The 17,834-nt window shown below is 41.8% G+C and carries 16 protein-coding genes; all 16 read left to right on the top strand.

Going from position 1 to position 17,834, the window contains the following annotated elements:
• The first annotated feature begins 3 nt into the window (after window positions 1-3).
• Window positions 4-618 (top strand): deoxynucleoside kinase, encoded by a 615-nt coding sequence (locus ACT3CD_RS09930; protein ID WP_444645306.1) that lies wholly within the window; start codon window positions 4-6, stop codon window positions 616-618.
• Window positions 619-641: 23 nt separating this feature from the next.
• Window positions 642-1,013 carry a YccF domain-containing protein gene (locus tag ACT3CD_RS09925; protein ID WP_444645304.1) on the top strand — a complete coding sequence of 124 codons (372 nt, stop codon included), beginning with the start codon at window positions 642-644 and terminating at the stop codon, window positions 1,011-1,013.
• 74 nt (window positions 1,014-1,087) lie between these two features.
• Window positions 1,088-1,531, top strand: coding sequence for a DUF417 family protein (locus tag ACT3CD_RS09920; protein ID WP_444645302.1), 444 nt, complete (start codon window positions 1,088-1,090; stop codon window positions 1,529-1,531).
• 41 nt (window positions 1,532-1,572) lie between these two features.
• Window positions 1,573-2,163 (top strand): LOG family protein, encoded by a 591-nt coding sequence (locus ACT3CD_RS09915; RefSeq protein ID WP_444645300.1) that lies wholly within the window; start codon window positions 1,573-1,575, stop codon window positions 2,161-2,163.
• Window positions 2,164-2,175: 12 nt separating this feature from the next.
• Entirely contained in the window at window positions 2,176-3,297 is a 1,122-nt protein-coding gene (locus ACT3CD_RS09910; RefSeq protein WP_444645299.1) for a DUF4271 domain-containing protein, read from the top strand.
• A gap of 46 nt (window positions 3,298-3,343) precedes the next feature.
• The gene (locus tag ACT3CD_RS09905; RefSeq protein WP_444645297.1) at window positions 3,344-4,093 is read left to right on the top strand and encodes a uroporphyrinogen-III synthase; all 750 of its coding nucleotides are present in this window, start codon (window positions 3,344-3,346) and stop codon (window positions 4,091-4,093) included.
• Window positions 4,094-4,261: 168 nt separating this feature from the next.
• Window positions 4,262-4,678: a ribonuclease P protein component gene (gene rnpA / locus ACT3CD_RS09900; RefSeq protein ID WP_444645295.1), complete on the top strand. Its 417-nt coding sequence runs from the start codon at window positions 4,262-4,264 to the stop codon at window positions 4,676-4,678.
• Window positions 4,679-4,884: 206 nt separating this feature from the next.
• Window positions 4,885-5,127, top strand: a complete 243-nt coding sequence (gene yidD / locus ACT3CD_RS09895) for a membrane protein insertion efficiency factor YidD (RefSeq protein ID WP_444645293.1) — start codon at window positions 4,885-4,887, stop codon at window positions 5,125-5,127.
• Between the two features lie 77 nt (window positions 5,128-5,204).
• On the top strand, window positions 5,205-10,736 hold the full coding sequence (locus ACT3CD_RS09890) for an alpha-2-macroglobulin family protein (protein ID WP_444645291.1): 5,532 nt from the start codon (window positions 5,205-5,207) through the stop codon (window positions 10,734-10,736).
• A 152-nt stretch (window positions 10,737-10,888) separates the two neighbouring features.
• Window positions 10,889-11,527, top strand: coding sequence for a TatD family hydrolase (locus ACT3CD_RS09885; protein ID WP_444645289.1), 639 nt, complete (start codon window positions 10,889-10,891; stop codon window positions 11,525-11,527).
• Window positions 11,528-11,727: 200 nt separating this feature from the next.
• On the top strand, window positions 11,728-12,447 hold the full coding sequence (locus ACT3CD_RS09880; RefSeq protein ID WP_444645287.1) for a tRNA threonylcarbamoyladenosine dehydratase: 720 nt from the start codon (window positions 11,728-11,730) through the stop codon (window positions 12,445-12,447).
• A gap of 68 nt (window positions 12,448-12,515) precedes the next feature.
• The gene (locus ACT3CD_RS09875) at window positions 12,516-13,280 is read left to right on the top strand and encodes a sulfite exporter TauE/SafE family protein (protein ID WP_444645285.1); all 765 of its coding nucleotides are present in this window, start codon (window positions 12,516-12,518) and stop codon (window positions 13,278-13,280) included.
• A gap of 217 nt (window positions 13,281-13,497) precedes the next feature.
• A complete protein-coding gene (locus ACT3CD_RS09870; RefSeq protein WP_444645283.1) occupies window positions 13,498-14,052 on the top strand; it encodes a porin family protein in 555 nt (184 codons plus the stop codon).
• 582 nt (window positions 14,053-14,634) lie between these two features.
• On the top strand, window positions 14,635-15,660 hold the full coding sequence (locus ACT3CD_RS09865) for a branched-chain amino acid aminotransferase (RefSeq protein WP_444645281.1): 1,026 nt from the start codon (window positions 14,635-14,637) through the stop codon (window positions 15,658-15,660).
• A 157-nt stretch (window positions 15,661-15,817) separates the two neighbouring features.
• Complete coding sequence (locus tag ACT3CD_RS09860; RefSeq protein WP_444645279.1) at window positions 15,818-16,684, top strand: universal stress protein; 867 nt, start codon at window positions 15,818-15,820, stop codon at window positions 16,682-16,684.
• Window positions 16,685-16,795: 111 nt separating this feature from the next.
• Window positions 16,796-17,833 carry a 6-phosphofructokinase gene (locus ACT3CD_RS09855; RefSeq protein WP_444645277.1) on the top strand — a complete coding sequence of 346 codons (1,038 nt, stop codon included), beginning with the start codon at window positions 16,796-16,798 and terminating at the stop codon, window positions 17,831-17,833.
• Window position 17,834: the final 1 nt, after the last annotated feature.

Here is a 17,834-nt window from a genome sequence, read left to right as displayed (position 1 = left end):
ACTATGCATATCGCCATTGCCGGAAATATTGGATCGGGAAAGACGTCGCTGGCCGGCTTGTTGGCCAAACACTACAATTGGGATGCCCACTACGAAGAAGTTGACCAAAACCCCTACTTAGCCGATTTCTATGAAGATATGAAAAGATGGTCTTTCAATCTTCAGGTCTATTTTCTCAACAGCCGCTTTTCGCAAATTGTTAAAATACGCCATTCCAACAAAACGGTGGTTCAGGATCGTACCATATACGAAGATGCTTATATTTTTGCGGCCAACCTATATGAAATGGGCCTCATGAGTTCTCGCGACTACAATAACTACCTGTCGCTATTTGAATTAATGACCAGCCTGATTCAACCCCCCGACCTGTTAATTTATCTTCGGGCTTCAGTTCCTGCCCTGGTAAGACAAATTGAACTACGAGGACGTCCGTACGAAGCTGGCATTCGCCTCAATTATCTAAAAAGCCTTAACGAACGCTACGAAGGATGGATCATGAAATACGAAGGCAATAACCTACTGACAATCAATGTTGATGAGATTGATTTCGTAAATGATCCATCGTCATTAAGTTATATTCTTGACAAAATAGACGCAAAATTAAATGGATTATTTTAATAACAACACATAAATAATTATTTATGAATATTTTAGGAAATATCATATGGCTAATTTTTGGCGGACTTATCATTGCCATACAATACTTTGTAGGCGGCTTGCTAATGATGATAACCATTGTTGGTATACCCTTTGGCCTTCAGGCTTTTAAACTGGGCATTTTGGCGCTGTGGCCATTTTCCAGCAAAGTGACCCCCACTTCCCGACAAGGTGGTTGTTTAAACACACTTTTTAACATCATCTGGCTATTTCTGGCTGGTTTTTGGATTGCACTAGACCACCTCTTTTGGGGCATTATTCTATCCATAACAATCATCGGAATTCCTTTTGGACGACAGCATTTTAAGATGGCCGGGCTGGCACTAACGCCTTTTGGATATACCATTACAAACTAACATTATAACATGAAGACCAGCTGGTGACGACAGTCAATGACGTTCAAAATCACCAAAAATACAAAATGACTCGTATGAAAAACCTCTTCAAGAAAACACTCCTGGCAATAAGTCAATTTTTACTTCGTTACGGATTAGGTATCGTGCTAATATGGTTAGGATTGATGAAGTTTAGAAACGCAGAAGCACTTCATATAGAACAAGCCATGGCCCAAACGTTTCTCTTCAAGTGGCTGCTGAAATATGTTACCATATATGCCTTTGCACAAATCATTGCATGGATACAAATCTTAGCAGGTTTGCTCATCATGCTAAATCCGGTATCAAGAAAAAGCGCCGCATGGGGTGGCGCACTCGCCGTATTAATTTTTGTGGCAGGTATTCTTATTTTTATCACTTCGGGCATTGTATGGCAAACGGGATATGGATTCCCGGAACTGTCAAGGACCGGACACGCGCTGATTAAAGATTTCATTTTACTGGGCGCCGCCACCTGGTGTTGGAGTGATTCTTTATAAGAATGTTTTAAACTATTAAAAGAAAGTGCTTTACAATAATTATGAATAAACAAATAACCATCTTTTGCGCATCCAGTCCGGGCATCCCTGAAAAATACTTTGAAGCAACCCGACAACTCACCGAACTATTGGTAAACAGCGAATACAATATCATTTATGGTGGCGGAGCCACCGGACTGATGGGAGCCGTAGCCGACACCACCTTAAAAATGGGTGGACATATTAAAGGAATCATACCCAAATTCATGATCGATGTAGAGTGGGAGCACAAAGGCGTAAAAGAGATGATACATGTGGAAGACATGCGCCATCGCAAAGAACTGCTTATTAAAGACACTGATGCCGTAGTGGCTCTACCAGGTGGAACAGGCACTCTGGAAGAACTCTATGAGGTTGTATCACTTAAAAAACTGGGTTTTTTCCCGCATCCTATCATCTTGCTAAATACCGATGGCTATTTTGACCCGCTTGCCCAAATGGCTTCAAAAATGGTTACTGAAAATTTTATGCAACAAAAACACTTGGAAATATGGCAAATAGTCAACACCCCTGTTGCGGTCATTGAAGCTATCAACAACCATAAACCCTGGGGTCCTGAAGTCATCAATTTCGCCGCTGTTTCAGCCAAATAAAAAAGAATAAAAATGGGTGTCAACTATCAGACCATATCAACCGATTCGTTGTCAAAAGCACAAACACTTCCAGTCGTCCAACCGGTACAGGCCATCATTGCGCCAGGCGACTCCACGCATCAGATTTCTGTCGCCCGCTCCCCCATTCATCTGATACAAATCGACTCAATCAGAATGAGCCGCCGAAATATACCAGCTACAACTCAGCATTCACCGGTAAAAAAAATCACAAAGCCTGCTATTTCAAATCAGGACTCAATACTGTTTAACCTAAAAGGTGCCGCGCAGCAAAAAGTCAACTGGTCCATGATTTTTGAATCGTACGACAACTTTAACGACACCATAAACACGCAAATACACCCGATATTCATCTCCAATAAAAACAACGAGAACAAAACTCAAAATATCAAAAAAGCGGTTGTACCCCCAAAAACAACCGTAGAGCAAAAAAAATACAGAACAGAAATAAAAGAGACTGAAACCATTGTTAAAGAACCATTGCACAACGACTGGTTTTTTGGTTTACTTGTATTATCAGTCGTGTTATTAGGTTGGATAAGATTACGATCCTCACGATATATCACCGATTTGATGCATGCCATCCTATATCCTGATTTCACCGGAAAACTCTCGCGCAACAACATCTCCAACAGTCAGCCGTCGTTCTTATTATATCTCTTATTCTACTTCAACAGCTCTGTATTAATATATGAAATAACAACACGCCTCAACCAACCCTTTTTAGGCTTACAAGGCGCACTCATATTACCGGTTGCATTCGTATTTCTATTCACAATAATGACCATGAAAGCATTGGTTTACAGATTGTCAGGCAAGATATTCAACACCTCCGATGCGGTCAATGCTTATCTGGCCCAATCGTCGGCCATGAGTAAAGCCTTCGCCATTTTTCTGACCCCGTTTATATTGCTTATCCCATTCACAGAAGGAATAACACTTAATGTTCTTATCAAAACAGCCCTCACACTTTTTATTTTTCTATATTTAATACAGACAATCAGAGGCATACGGAATAATTTAGTATCTCTTTTATCAGGATATTACATTATTTTGTATCTTTGTGCACTGGAAATTGTACCGCTATCTCTGCTTTATAAAGTACTGTTCAAGTAAAACACCGGTATTGTTCCGGCCTAAGTTGAACCAAAATTGTAGCAAGTTGAAAATAAAAAAGATCCTGGTTTCACAACCTGAACCAACAACACCAAAATCGCCCTATTTTGAATTGGCGGAAAAAAACAATGTAAAAATTGATTTTAGACCATTTATTCAGGTAGAAGGCGTTGATGTCAAAGACTTCAGAAAACAAAAAGTGTCAATCCTGGACCACACAGCTGTCATATTTACCAGCCGAACAGCCATTGATCACTTCTTCCGAATCAGCGAAGAAATGAGACTGACCATCGATGATAACATGAAGTATTTCTGTATTTCGGAAGCGACGGCTTTTTATCTTCAGAAATACATTGTTTACCGGAAACGAAAAATTTTCCATTCCACAGGTCGTTTTACCGACCTTATGGATGTCATTAAAAAACATAAGGATGAAAAATTTTTGGTTCCTTTATCCGACATTCACAAACAAGAAATTCCTGACTTACTCAACAAATCAAAGGTAAAATACACCAAGGCCATTTTATACAAAACGGTGAGTAGTGACCTGAGTGACCTCAAAGGAATAGACTACGACATGCTGGTATTTTTTAGTCCTTCAGGAATTGCGTCACTGTTTCAAAATTTCCCTGACTTTCAACAGAAAAATATTATCATCGCGTCATTTGGTCCGGCCACAGCAAAAGCAGTCACCGAAGCCGGTCTACGCCTCGATATACAGGCACCAATGCCACAGGCACCATCCATGACGGCTGCTTTGGAACTATACATAAAACAGCAAAACAGCAAAAAATAATACGGCGGCATATAAACTGCTTCATACCAAAAGCCCCCTTTATCAACCATTGATTGAGGGGGCTTAATTTTCATCTCCACTTACCCATCAAATTTTTCATCAAAAACCCGACCTTAACACCAAATTTCATTTTTATTTCTATTTTTGAAGCCTGACAAACACAACCAGATGTCATCACTATTTACCTTAAGTAAAAACGAACGACTTTGCCGGAAAAAACTCATTGCCGAGCTGTTTCCTAAAGGTAAATCATACATGTCATTCCCGTTACGGGCACAATACCTTATGGTTCCCAGGCAAGATGAAACAGCGGCCCAACTCCTCATATCGGTGCCGAAAAAACGCTTTAAACGAGCAGTAACACGCAACCTCTTAAAACGACGCATACGCGAAAGCTATCGCCTTCATAAGCATCAGCTCTATGCGGCTGTACCCGATCATCAAACACTTCTCATCGCATACATATACGCCGACAACGAAATACATGATTTCAAAACGATTGAAAAAGCTGTTGAAAAATCAATTAAAAAATTAACCAAAATCGGCAACAATCATACATCAGAACCAAACTCTGAACACAAATAAATAGCACTTGCCCGAAAACGCCTGTAACAGACAAACAATCGTCATTTTTGCGTCTTACGAAGCATGCAAAATGTGAGTTACTATGACAAATGACCATTTTAAGAACAACCATAACGCAGAAGTTAAACTTTTCTTACAAGCCTAAATACATAACCCTAAACAATTTTCCTTTTAAAACCTTATTGCATTAAAACCAACCTTTTTAAATGCAACAGATAATAAAATACCTTGGTAAAGGAGTCGTTTATCTCCTCATTTTGCCCGTAAAATTTTACCAGTACGTCATTTCACCAATGATTGGCCCGTCATGCCGTTACACGCCCACCTGCTCAGCCTACACCATTGAAGCCTTAAAAAAGCATGGCCCCATAAAAGGATTATGGCTGTCCATAAAACGAATACTTTCCTGCAATCCGTGGGGCGGAAGCGGACATGATCCGGTGCCGTAATTATTTATCTGTTAACTTTTGACAGTTCTGTTCAAAGGACGTACTTTTAATCATTGAAAACCAAATTACTTGTATCGATGAAATCACTTCCGTCCAAAATCGCCATAGTGCTGATATTATTCTTATCACTTTGGAGTTGTAAGCAAAACAAACAAACAATTGAAACAGACCATTCACCTTTCAATGAACGCATTGCCGCCTTCTCTTCGGGTTTTATACCCACAACAGGCTCGTTCTTTGTAGAATTTACCGACTCGGTGCCGGGTTCAGTACCAGGACAAACAGCCGCCTCATCGTTGGTAAGCATCGAACCGTCATTAAAAGGAGATTGGCTGTGGACCGATCACAAAACCATTAAATTCACCCCATCGGCGCGACTCTCAACCGGCCGGAAATGGAAAATAACCCTTCATCTCAAAAAACTATTCAAAGAAGAAGACGACTTCTTTTTTGAGATAGCAACCATACCTCAAAATTACCGTGTTACACTGAATCCCATACAACCAGCCGAAAAAAACGACTATAAAGCCTACAAACTCACCGGTCGCTTACAGGTCGCCGACGACATCACCCCTGAAGAAGCCAGCAGTATGCTTTCGGCCTCCATCGGGAACAAAACACTCGCCATTGAATGGCAAAACCCCGATGGCAAAACGCATCTATTTGAAATAAAACCCATCAACCGCACCACTGAAAGCCAACAACTATCTGTCAATCACACAGGTGAGCCAATCAATGCCAGCGGAAGCGGCACCGAAAACATACAAATTCCGGCGTTGGGAGACTTTACCATTCAATCAACAACAGTTATTCAACAGCCGTCGCAGCTTATCCGTGTAACCTTTAGCGAACCACTTGATGCAACCCAAAATCTGGATGGACTGATCTCTTTATCCAACAGACAACAAATAAACTACAGTGTCAACCAAAACATTCTTGAAATTTATCCTACGGCTGCCACATACGGAGACACAGAGCTGGTGCTGCTATCAGGCATTCGAAGTATCGTTGGTGCCACGCTAAAAGAAGGCGCCTTCCGAACACAAATATCATTTACCAGTTTAAAACCGGCTGTTGATTTTGTGGGCAAAGGCAACATCCTTCCCTCATCCGAAAATCCAATCATCCATTTCAAAGCGGTATCGTTAAAATCAGTTGTACTTCGAATCATCAAGATATACGAAAACAACGTCCCTTATTTTCTGCAGATCAATACCATGGACGAAAGCTCGCAATTGAAGCGTGCCGGAAGGTTGATACATCAGCAATTAATTCATCTAAACGAAGATGCAACCCTCAATCTAAACCAATGGAACACCTTCGCCATAGATCTAAGCACAATGATACAACCCGACCCAGGTGCCATTTATCGCGTAGAACTGGGCTTTGGACGCGGCTCCTCAGTATATCCATGCGATGAAACAAATGGCGCAGACGACGAGATGCCCATAATGCCCAACGATGGCGAATTTTGGGACTCTCCCAACAATTACTATAGCGATTATCCATACAATTATACTTATTGGAACTGGGAAGAACGTGATAATCCATGTTCCAATGCTTATTACCAACGCGAACGTTATGTCAGCCGCAATTTACTGGCTTCCAATCTGGGCATCATAGCCAAGGCCGGGAGCAATAACCAAACAGAAACATTCGTCACCAATCTGCAAAGCACTCAGCCCGTCATGGATGCAACGGTCACTATCCTAAACTTTCAGATGCAACCAATTGGTTCAGGCACCACCGATAAAGAAGGCAGATGTGCGATCACAACCAACGGTCGGCCGTTCCTTTTAATTGTAAAAAAAGACAACCAGCGCGGTTACCTGCGATTAGATGATGGCCAGTCTCTGTCGCTCAGTAAATTTGATGTATCCGGTCAAACCATAAAACAGGGTATAAAAGGTTTTATTTATGGCGACCGGGGTGTTTGGCGACCGGGCGATAGCCTCTATATCTCATTCATGCCCGAAGACAAACTGCACAAGTTACCGGCTAATTACCCTGTGACCTTCGAACTACTCAACCCGCAGGGGCAACTGGTGCAACGAACTATAAGCCGTCATCCCCAAAACAAATTGTATACATTCAAAACAGCCACAGCCCCCGAAGCACCAACGGGCTTCTGGCAGATACGTGCCTTGATGGGCGATCTGGTATTTACAAAAAGTCTGCGCATCGAAACCATCAAACCCAACCGGTTGCGGATAAATCTTGAAATGAACAAACTACTGACTTCAGGTAATGCTGCAACAATTAAGTTGTACTCAGAATGGCTTCACGGTGCCTCAGCCAGCGGTCTGAAAGCACAAGTAGAAATGACATTAAACCCTGCTACCACAACTTTCGATGCCTATCCCAACTATCGTTTTGACGACCAGACACGGGATTTCGAACCATCCAAACAAGTCGTCTATGAAGCGCCATTAAATAGTGAAGGAAAAGCATCATTTCTTTTTCAACCTAATATTCATCAAAAAACACCCGGCTTTGTCAGGGTCAACTTTACCACACGCGTCTTTGAGCAAGGCGGATCATTTAGTATCGGCACCGATCACAACTTATATTCGCCCTATAGCCGTTACATCGGCGTCCGTGCACCACAAGGCGATCAAAAAGGCTATTTAATGACCGATACCGACCATCAGATAGACGTTGTAACCGTTGATGAAAAAGGAAAATCTGTCAACCTCAAAGGACTTAAATACACCATCTATAAAATCAACTGGCGCTGGTGGTGGGATCGCAGCGAAGAAAAACTGGGGCGTTATGTCAGCTCACGGTCGGCCAATATTATCAAACAAGGCAACCTGACCACCACTAATGGCAAAGCCTCAATTCCCTTCCGCATCGACCAACCCGAATGGGGCCGGTACCTCATCCGGGTGGAAGATCCCATTGGAGGCCATGCAGCCACAACCACCGTATTGGTTGACTGGCCCGGATGGGCACAGAAAACCAGCGGAGTTGATGCAGAAGCCGCTTCTATGCTGATTTTTAATACCGATAAAGAAAAATACAATGTAGGTGATATAGCTACAGTCACCTTCCCTTCAGCAGGAAAAGGCCGGGCATTAATTAGTCTTGAGAACGGCACAAAAGTACTACGGTCATGGTGGGTTGAGCCCGAACCGGAAAGCACCCATTTTACATTTGAAGTAACCGACGATATGACACCGAATATATATATACATATCAGTTTGTTACAGCCTCAGGATAAAAAGAAAAACGATCTACCGGTACGAATGTACGGCATCCTGCCCATAACGGTCTTTTCGCCAGCCAGTCAACTGAAGCCACAGATCAAAAGTAACAAAGAATGGCGCCCTAATCAAAAAGTCACCATCAAAGTGAGTGAAGCCGAGAATCAAGCCATGAGCTACACCCTTGCCATTGTTGATGAAGGCTTATTGGATCTGACCAGATTTCAAACACCTGATCCCTGGAATCACTTCAACGCGAGGGAGGCTTTGGGCGTCAAGACCTGGGATATGTACGACTACGTGCTGGGTGCATACGGCGGACAAATAGAACGTCTGTTCAGCATTGGTGGTGATGCAGATATGCTAAACAGTGAGGGTCAAAACAATGCAAGAAGATTTGACCCAATGGTTCACTTCTACGGTCCTTTTGACCTGAAAAAAGGCCGTACCAATAAGCACACCCTTCAAATACCCAACTACACGGGCTCTGTTCGCGCTATGGTAGTAGCCACCAACGGTAACGCAACCGGCTCAACAGAAAGCACCATCGCCATACGACAACCACTTATGGTATGGGCTGCCCTACCCCGTGTGCTGGGCCCGGGCGAAACCGTTGCTTTACCGGTTACCGTCTTTGTCTCAGAAAAATCAATCCATGAAGTTAACATTGAAATAAAAACAGACAAAAGTATAATTATAAAAGGATTATCAAAACAAGCTATTCAATTTGACAAGGCGGGAGAACAGACCCTCTTTTTTGAATTGCAGGCAGGAGAAGTCACCGGCACTTCAACAATAGAAGTAAGTGCCAGTGCGGGAAAGGAAACAGCCACACACATTGTTCACCTACCCATTCGAAATCCCAACCCATCCGTCACAAGAGTTAACAGTGAAGTGATCGCAGCCGGTAAGACAACACGCATAAACTATAACATGCCGGGCGTTCAGGGCACCAATAAAACCACTTTGGAACTAAGCATCCTGACACCCATTAATTTTGGAAGACGTCTGGAATATTTACTGTCGTATCCACATGGCTGCATTGAACAGATAACGTCCAAAGCTTTCCCCCAATTGTACCTCTCTGACCTCTCAGACCTAAGCCCTCAACAAATGTCAAGGGCAATGGCCAATGTACAGGAAACACTAGGAAAGCTGGGCAACTACCAGACAGGCAATGGCGGATTTGCCTACTGGCCAGGAGGCCCCACAGCCGACGAATGGGCCACTTCGTATGCCGGCCATTTTATGGTCGAAGCAGAACTAAAAGGCTATGCCCTTCCTGCGACGATAAAAAAACAGTGGCTAAAATATCAAAAAAGTCAGGTCAACGCATGGGTGCCAGATAAATCAGGTCGCTACCATGGCCATGACTTCATTCAGGCCTACCGACTTTACACTTTAGCATTGGCAGGCGAAACTCATCTATCAGGGATGAACAGGATGCGGCAGCAGCCCAATCTGTCGCAGCAGGCCAAATGGCGCCTTGCAGCTACCTACGCCATTGCAGGAATAAATGACGTAGCCCGGGAACTGACACAAACAATTGCTGAAATCCCGGATCAAACCAGCGTATTCTCCAACACTTACGGATCAAGAGAACGTGACATGGCCATGACACTCGAAACCATGTTATTGATGAATGAGAAAGAGAAGTCTGCACGTTTAGCCCGCGAACTAACCAACCTCATCAATAGCGACCACTGGTTGAGCACTCAAACAACGGCCTACTCGTTACTTGCTTTAAGCAAATATATAACAACCAATAAAAAGCAAACATCTAAAGCAAAAGTTAAATACTCATTTAACAACGGTCCCGGAACCGTCATAAGCTTTACAAAACCCATTAATCAACAAAAAACAAATGCAGAGCTCCCGGCGCAAGGAAATCTATCAATCACCAATCAGTCCGACGGCGAAATTTTTGCCAACCTGATTATGTCCGGACGACCGTTGCACGACACCTTAACACAGAAAGTAGAAGAAAACCTATCCATAAAAGTGGAGTATGCCACCTTAAACGGCAACAGCATAAATCCATCAACCATGGCTCAAGGCACCGACTTTAAGGTCACCGTCAGTCTTAAAAACACAGGAGCCAAAGCGGTAAACAACCTGGCTCTGACACAAATATTTCCATCAGGCTGGGAAATCAGAAACTCACGCATGGAAGGAAATGGTTCATTATATGAGATTGACCAACCCGGCTATCGCGACATTCGCGACGACCGGGTATACTCATATCTTAGCCTAATGCCCGGAGAAACCAAACGGTTAGTAATTGGATTACATGCTGCATATATTGGCCGGTTTTATCTGCCTGCCGTTAGCTGCGAAGCAATGTATGATTATAGCATCAGAGCATCAGAACCAGGAATGTGGGTTAACGTAACCAAACAATAAAACCAAAACTTTGGGTGCCACCTTTAGGCACCCAAAGTACATAAATAATAAAACTTTCTTTTTGACACAGTGTTACGCAGAAACTGACGCTTATAAACATCTTCAAATAAAAAAAAATCATAAGCAGCATTGGTATAATCAACGCCTAAAAAATGACTATTATTGATTTTCACACCCACAAAAATGTTCATCCCGAAACAGTGTTAGCTATTCAAAGCATTCGCCAGGGAGAGCCATTACCTCAACAAGGATTCTTTGGCTACGGCGTGCATCCATGGGACAGTAAAACCCAAAACAAACTTAAATTTAACAGTCAAATAACCACAAATAAGAATCTCTTTTACATTGGAGAATGTGGATTAGATAAATTAAAAGGTAGCTCCTTAGAACAACAAATATCCATTTTTGAAGAACACATACAGATATCCGAAAAATTAAAAAAGCCACTGGTCATTCATTGCGTAGGCTATTTTAACGAACTACTCCAAATAAAAAAAGAAAAGCAACCCATTCAACCCTGGATAATTCATGGGTTTACAGGGCACCCACAATTGGCCCGGCAATTGACGTCTGCCGGATTCAGGCTCAGTTTCGGCCCCGCCATCCTGATAGAAAAAAGCAAAGCAGCCCAAAGTCTTAAACAAACACCGCCTCAGTCTTTCTTTTTAGAAACCGACGACAGTAATGAACCAATACAAGAGATCTATAAAAATGCAGCCAGAATACACGCTACCGATATTAAACAACTGATTGAAATAATATGGAATAACTTTATATCATTAAGCATATAACACAATAATAGTTAAATATTAAATTCTACAATACTCTCTTCAAAAAACAATTACTAACCACCCTTCAATACAAGACTTACCTTCAAACCGTTGGGTCTTATTAGGTCGCATTATCTGGTAGCGCAAACGAATATCAGCTTTGAAACATTCACCAAACCAAAAATCTGACTATTTTTGCGGGCATTACAAAAAAACGAGAAATGGAGTGGCTTAGCAGAACGGAATTATTATTGGGCAAAGAACAGATGGAAAAGCTTCAGAAAGCCCATATATTAATAGCCGGGATTGGAGGTGTGGGGGCTTATGCCGCAGAGATGCTGGCTCGTTCCGGTATTGGCGAAATTACCATTGTGGATGCAGATACCGTAAAACCCTCCAACCGAAACCGGCAGTTAATTGCCCTGAGCAGCACCGAGAATCAGCCAAAAGTTGAAATCATGAAACAAAGGATGGTAGACATAAATCCATCCATAACAGTCAATGCCATCCATGAATTTATGGATAAGGACAAAATCCCTGAACTATTAAACCAACCTTTTAACTATGTTATAGATGCTATTGATTCTCTGACACCAAAGATATTTCTGATTGTCCATTCCGTAAATAATAAAATACCGCTGATTTCAAGTATGGGAGCCGGCGGCAAAATGGATCCATCCAAAGTACAGGTCAGCGACATTTCCCAATCATACCAGTGCCGGCTGGCGCGTATGGTACGCAAACGACTGAACAAATTTGACATCAAAAATGGTTTTAATGTGGTATTCAGCCCTGAACCCACAGACAAAAATCACCTGTTATTTGTGGATGACGAGCCAAATAAAAAAACAACTTTGGGCACCATCAGCTATATGCCCGCAATTTTTGGCATCATGGCCGCCTCAAAGGTTCTTCGTGATCTGTTGAACCACCAAAACTGAAACGCCACTTTTGTTTTTTTAACAAATAAATATTCAAGGCCCTATAAATTATTCACTTCCTTTGCAACATGCTTCAATCCATTTTAAATCCGCTAAACGTATCATGGGGAGTGTGGTTCATCACCTTAGGATGTGCATTCATCAACGGGCTTTCGAAGAGTGGACTCAAAGGCATAGCCATGGTAACCATCCCCATACTGGCCTATTATTACGGCGGCATGACCTCCACCGGAATATTACTCCCCTTTTTAATTATTGGTGACATTTTTGCGCTGCGTTACTATCACCGAAGTGCCAAATGGCAGCAGATAAAAAAACTGCTTCCATGGGCTTTAGCAGGCATTGTACTTGCCGTTTTAGTTGGAAAAATGGTTAACGACAGCATCTTCCGAAATATCATCGCCATTATTGTATTCATTTGCCTGTCGCTCATCTTCATATTCGATTTAGCAGGAAAAAAAGCAGATCTTTCAAAATCAAAACCTTTATCAATTTTTGCAGGTTTAAGTGGTGGTTTTGCATCGATGATAGGCAATGCAGCAGGTCCAATATTCGATTTGTATCTGCTTTCGATGCGCCTGCCTAAAATTAATTTTATAGGTACCGGTGCGTTTTTTTATCTCACACTCAACCTCATCAAGCTACCGCTTCACATGTTTGTTTGGGAATCGGTGACCCTCTCGTCACTCCAAATGAACTTCGTAATGATACCAGCCGTTTATCTGGGCACTTTGGTCGGTCGTAAAATTGTAAGCTTTATACCCGAAAAAGCATTCCGCTATTTTGTGGTAATAGTAATTGCCATCTCAGCCTTTTTACTACTGATAAAATAGACTGCTATTTATCAATGGTAATATTAAATTCTTTATTAAAAGCACGTCAAATTACCCAAACGCCGCTTCTATCATCAGAAACAATGCTTTAATCATAAAAAAAACACCATTCGTCACAAAATTGCACGAAAACAAAACATGTAACAATCTTTAAATTATTTTTGAATGTTTAAAACATAAACATAAAAGATTTAATTACTTAACAAAAACTAACCAAATGAAAAAATTTTCAGTATTACTAACGGGTATCCTGTTATTTGCAACAGTTACTTCGTTTGCTCAAACCTCTTTTGGCGCCAAAGCCGGTATCAACATTGCCAATATGTCCGGTGATGATGCAGAGAACTTAGATTCACGTATAGCACCGTATTTTGGAGGTTTTGCCAACATCTCATTATCTAAAAAATTATCTTTTCAACCAGAACTCCTTCTTTCAATGAAAGGTGCAAAGATTACTGACGATTACGTGGTCAAACTTACTTATTTGGATATCCCATTAATGGTAAAATTAAACCTAACAGAAAGCTTTATGCTGGAAGCAGGTCCTCAAATTGGATTTAATCTGGCTGCAAAAGAGGAGTTTGACGGAGACGATGAAGATATCAAAGATGGAATGAAAGGAACCGAATTTGGTCTTGGATTCGGAGCTGGTTATCAAATGAATTCCGGACTAGGGATCGGCATCCGATACAACCTTGGGCTGTCAAATATTATGGAAAATGGCGACGCTAAAAACAATGTCCTTCAAATAGGTTTGAGTTATGCTTTTTAATTAGAGAATAAAATTAATAAAAAAGGAGGCTGAAATACAGCCTCCTTTTTTATTTCGTCAAACTACAAAAAAGCCATTTTCTTAATTATTCAAGCTTTCAAAATAATCATTAACGACAATAAACGAACCTATTCAGAAACAAACATGCCTTAAAAAAACTCAAACGACAATGTAAATTCCAAATAAACTATAAAACAAATTATTTACGTCATCCTCATAAATAAAAGATTCCAGACTTCAGCCGTCGGGCACAATTACATACGAGCTAAAAGACTAGTAATAAAATAATTATAAAAACGTCGAATAATTATTCGCTACCCATAAAACCTATATAAGATAAACCTTTATCTGTTTTAAGAAGATTTCAAAGGAAGCCCATAAACACAAAACAGATTCTTATCACAAAAAACACTTGAGTCTGACATACAATCCACCCCAATTGATTCCCGCATTTTGAAAAATAACAAACCCCCAAGTGTGACTAAACTCATCTTTTTAGTTGATAATTGCTAATATCAGGCTATAATATGGAAAGATATTGCTATTTTTACCATTTGTTTATACTCTCAAATCATAAATAAAATGACTGGCGATATTGATTGGGGAAAATTATCATTTTCCTACATAAAAACAGACTACAACGTACGTTGCTATTATCGCGACGGGAAATGGGGAGAGTTAGAAATCAGCTCCTCAGAAAACATTAGCATGCACATGGCTGCCACCTGCCTGCATTACGGTCAGGAAGCCTTTGAAGGACAAAAAGCCTTCAGAGGCAAAGACGGCAAAATCAGAATTTTCCGTCTCGAAGATAACGCCCGCCGCATGATCTCCTCAGCCGAAGGTGTGCTCATGCAGCCCGTCCCGGAAGAAATTTTCATAAAAGCCGTTAAAAAAGCCGTACAACTCAACAGTCGCTTTGTCCCACCAATGGACTCAGGCGCCGCCCTATACATACGTCCATTACTAATTGGCACCGGTGCCAAAGTGGGAGTCTCTCCATCAGATGAATATCTTTTTGTCGTTTTTGTAACACCGGTAGGACCCTATTTTAAGGAAGGCTTTAAACCCACCAACCTGATGATAACCCGTGAATACGACAGAGCAGCGCCAAACGGTACAGGCTATATTAAAATCGGCGGCAACTACGCAGCCAGCTTACGTTCAGGCAAAATTGCCCACGAAAAAGGATATTCAGCCGTATTATATCTGGACAGCCGCGAGAAAAAATACATTGACGAATGCGGCCCGGCCAACTTCTTCGGCATCAAAAACAATACGTATATTACACCTTTATCAAAATCAGTACTACCCTCAATTACCAACAAAAGCCTGATGGTACTTGCTGAAGAGATGGGACTAAAAACCGAACGTCGAAAAGTACCATTGGAGGAATTGGATACCTTTGAAGAAGTCGGAGCCTGTGGTACGGCTGCTGTTATAAGTCCTGTAGCCGAAATTGACGACATTGATACCGGTAAAAAATACGTTTATAGTAAAAATGGAAAACCGGGTCCTATTTCCGAAAAATTATACCATAAACTCAGAGCCATTCAGTATGGTGAAGAACCTGACAAGCACGGCTGGCTTACTCTGATAGAAGAGTAACAGACAATGCCATCATAAAAAAATTTCAAAACCCCGGAGTAAAGAATTTTCTCCGGGGTTCTTTTTTCCCTATTTTTATACTACATTTAGTAGGATAAGAAAACAATGTGGTTAAAGGCCAAATACCGCTTTACAAACCCCTTCAAACAACAAAGCAATGATTAAGATATTGGTGCCGGTTAACTTTTCGGATTATTCCATCAACGCCTTGTCGTATGCCCTGACGCTTTCTGAAAAATTTCAGGCAGGCATCACTATTCTGCACTGCTTTTCTGATTATGCATCACGCGACATCGACCCCGACAACCCCAATACCGAAGAACCCCTGCTGCCTGACATTGAACGACACGACCGCGACAGCCAGGAACGTTTAAAAAAACTAACCAACAAAGTGATCACAAATATGTCGTCACTTCAAAACAAGAACATACATATTGAATACCGCTTTGAATATGGCTATCCGGAAGAAGTCATCACACAAATAAGCAAGGCCATGCGTTCGGATGTGATCATTATGGGTACCAGCAGCAAAAACGACCCCATAAAACAAGCCATGGGCAGCGTTACCGGCGATGTTATTAACCGCACAAAAGCGCTGGTTCTGGCCGTGCCCGCCAACAGTCGTGTAAACCACTTAAAAATTGGTAATATCTTATTTTTAATGGAAGAGAACGATCGCGACTTCATCACACTGCACCGGTTAATTCGGATTACAAAACCATTTAACACCCGGATATATGCTGTTTATCACACCACCAACAAAGAGGACAAAAGAGACCAACGCCGGATAGACAAAATGCGTAGCTATTGCGAGAAAAACTGTCAACACCAACCCATTGAATTCAGCGCGATTAGTGGAAAAAACTTTGTAACAACGATTAAAACCTATGCTGAAAACAACCAAATAGACCTCATCACCATGTCGAGCCACAAAAGGACAATTCTAAAAAAAATTTTTACACCATCGGTTACAAAAAAAATGCTTTACGAAACCGATGTTCCATTATTAATATTCCAATCATAACCAAAAGAACGACCTTCGAAACGGAATTTTTATCAGCATTATCCATAAAAATAAAGAGAGATAAAATGATTTGAATTATCTTTCAGGCGTTGAATAAAAAGCAAAAATACCATGGGGAGCAAAAACATGCGCATAGGGATTTTATCAGCCGGCGGCGATTGCCCCGGCATCAATGCCGCCATACGTGGCGTAGGCAAAACAGCCATTGTTCAATATGGGATGGACGTGGTTGGCATTATTAACGGTTTCAACGGGCTGGTTGAAAAGGAAACCATTGAATTAAACGAGCAACTACTGTCGGGAATACTTACCCTTGGCGGTACAATATTAGGAACTTCAAGACTTAAACCCTTTAAAAACATTGAGGGAGAAGCGCCACACACCAAACCGGATCTCATAAAAAAGCATTATATGGAACTGGGCCTGGAGGCTCTGGTATGCATCGGTGGCAATGGCACTCAAAAAACAGCCGATTTGCTGGCACAAGAAGGCCTTAATGTGGTTGGAATACCCAAGACTATCGACAATGACATTTGGGGCACAGACATGACCTTTGGCTTTGATACAGCCGTCCATATAGCCACCGAAGCCATAGACCGCCTTCACACCACCGCCAACTCACATAAAAGAGTAATGGTGATTGAAGTGATGGGCCATCACGCCGGCTGGATTGCGCTAAACTCAGGAGTTGCCGGTGGTGGCGACGTAATTCTGATTCCCGAAATTACCCATGATCTTAATTTAGTGGCCGAATGTTTGTTGGAACGAAGCCGCAAAAAGAAACCTTATTCAATTGTAGTAGTTGGTGAAGGAATTCAAAAACAGTCTAAAAAGTCAGCCGGTGTCTTCATCGCCAAACAAATCAAAAAATTGACGGGTCTCGAAACCCGCGAAACCATCTTAGGCTACATTCAACGTGGCGGGAGCCCGACTGCAACCGACCGGATTTTGGCCACCCGACTGGGTGCTTTTGCAGCAGAATTAATACACGAAAGAAAATTTGGCACCATGGTAGCTATACAAAACGGAGAAATTGTATCCATACCACTGAGCGATGTGGGTGGAAAAATAAAATTGATTGATCCAACCACCAACCACCTGGTAAAAGAGGGCCGTCACATGGGTGTTTGCTTTGGCGACTGCCTTTAAT

This window comes from Geofilum sp. OHC36d9 (assembly GCF_052400685.1).
Classification (GTDB): Bacteria; Bacteroidota; Bacteroidia; order Bacteroidales; family Marinilabiliaceae; genus CAZHHH01.
The sequence above is the reverse complement of the archived record's forward strand: the minus strand, read 5'-3'. Positions and strand labels throughout refer to the sequence as shown.

Excerpts from the sequence above, each read along its gene's own strand:
- ACT3CD_RS09930 (WP_444645306.1), top strand. The coding sequence starts at position 4 with ATGCATATCGCCATTGCCGGAAATATTGGATCGGGAAAGACGTCGCTG.
- ACT3CD_RS09925 (WP_444645304.1), top strand. The coding sequence starts at position 642 with ATGAATATTTTAGGAAATATCATATGGCTAATTTTTGGCGGACTTATC.
- ACT3CD_RS09920 (WP_444645302.1), top strand. The coding sequence starts at position 1,088 with ATGAAAAACCTCTTCAAGAAAACACTCCTGGCAATAAGTCAATTTTTA.
- ACT3CD_RS09915 (WP_444645300.1), top strand. The coding sequence starts at position 1,573 with ATGAATAAACAAATAACCATCTTTTGCGCATCCAGTCCGGGCATCCCT.
- ACT3CD_RS09910 (WP_444645299.1), top strand. The coding sequence starts at position 2,176 with ATGGGTGTCAACTATCAGACCATATCAACCGATTCGTTGTCAAAAGCA.
- rnpA (WP_444645295.1), top strand. The coding sequence starts at position 4,262 with ATGTCATCACTATTTACCTTAAGTAAAAACGAACGACTTTGCCGGAAA.
- yidD (WP_444645293.1), top strand. The coding sequence starts at position 4,885 with ATGCAACAGATAATAAAATACCTTGGTAAAGGAGTCGTTTATCTCCTC.
- ACT3CD_RS09890 (WP_444645291.1), top strand. The coding sequence starts at position 5,205 with ATGAAATCACTTCCGTCCAAAATCGCCATAGTGCTGATATTATTCTTA.
- ACT3CD_RS09885 (WP_444645289.1), top strand. The coding sequence starts at position 10,889 with ATGACTATTATTGATTTTCACACCCACAAAAATGTTCATCCCGAAACA.
- ACT3CD_RS09880 (WP_444645287.1), top strand. The coding sequence starts at position 11,728 with ATGGAGTGGCTTAGCAGAACGGAATTATTATTGGGCAAAGAACAGATG.
- ACT3CD_RS09875 (WP_444645285.1), top strand. The coding sequence starts at position 12,516 with ATGCTTCAATCCATTTTAAATCCGCTAAACGTATCATGGGGAGTGTGG.
- ACT3CD_RS09870 (WP_444645283.1), top strand. The coding sequence starts at position 13,498 with ATGAAAAAATTTTCAGTATTACTAACGGGTATCCTGTTATTTGCAACA.
- ACT3CD_RS09865 (WP_444645281.1), top strand. The coding sequence starts at position 14,635 with ATGACTGGCGATATTGATTGGGGAAAATTATCATTTTCCTACATAAAA.
- ACT3CD_RS09860 (WP_444645279.1), top strand. The coding sequence starts at position 15,818 with ATGATTAAGATATTGGTGCCGGTTAACTTTTCGGATTATTCCATCAAC.
- ACT3CD_RS09855 (WP_444645277.1), top strand. The coding sequence starts at position 16,796 with ATGGGGAGCAAAAACATGCGCATAGGGATTTTATCAGCCGGCGGCGAT.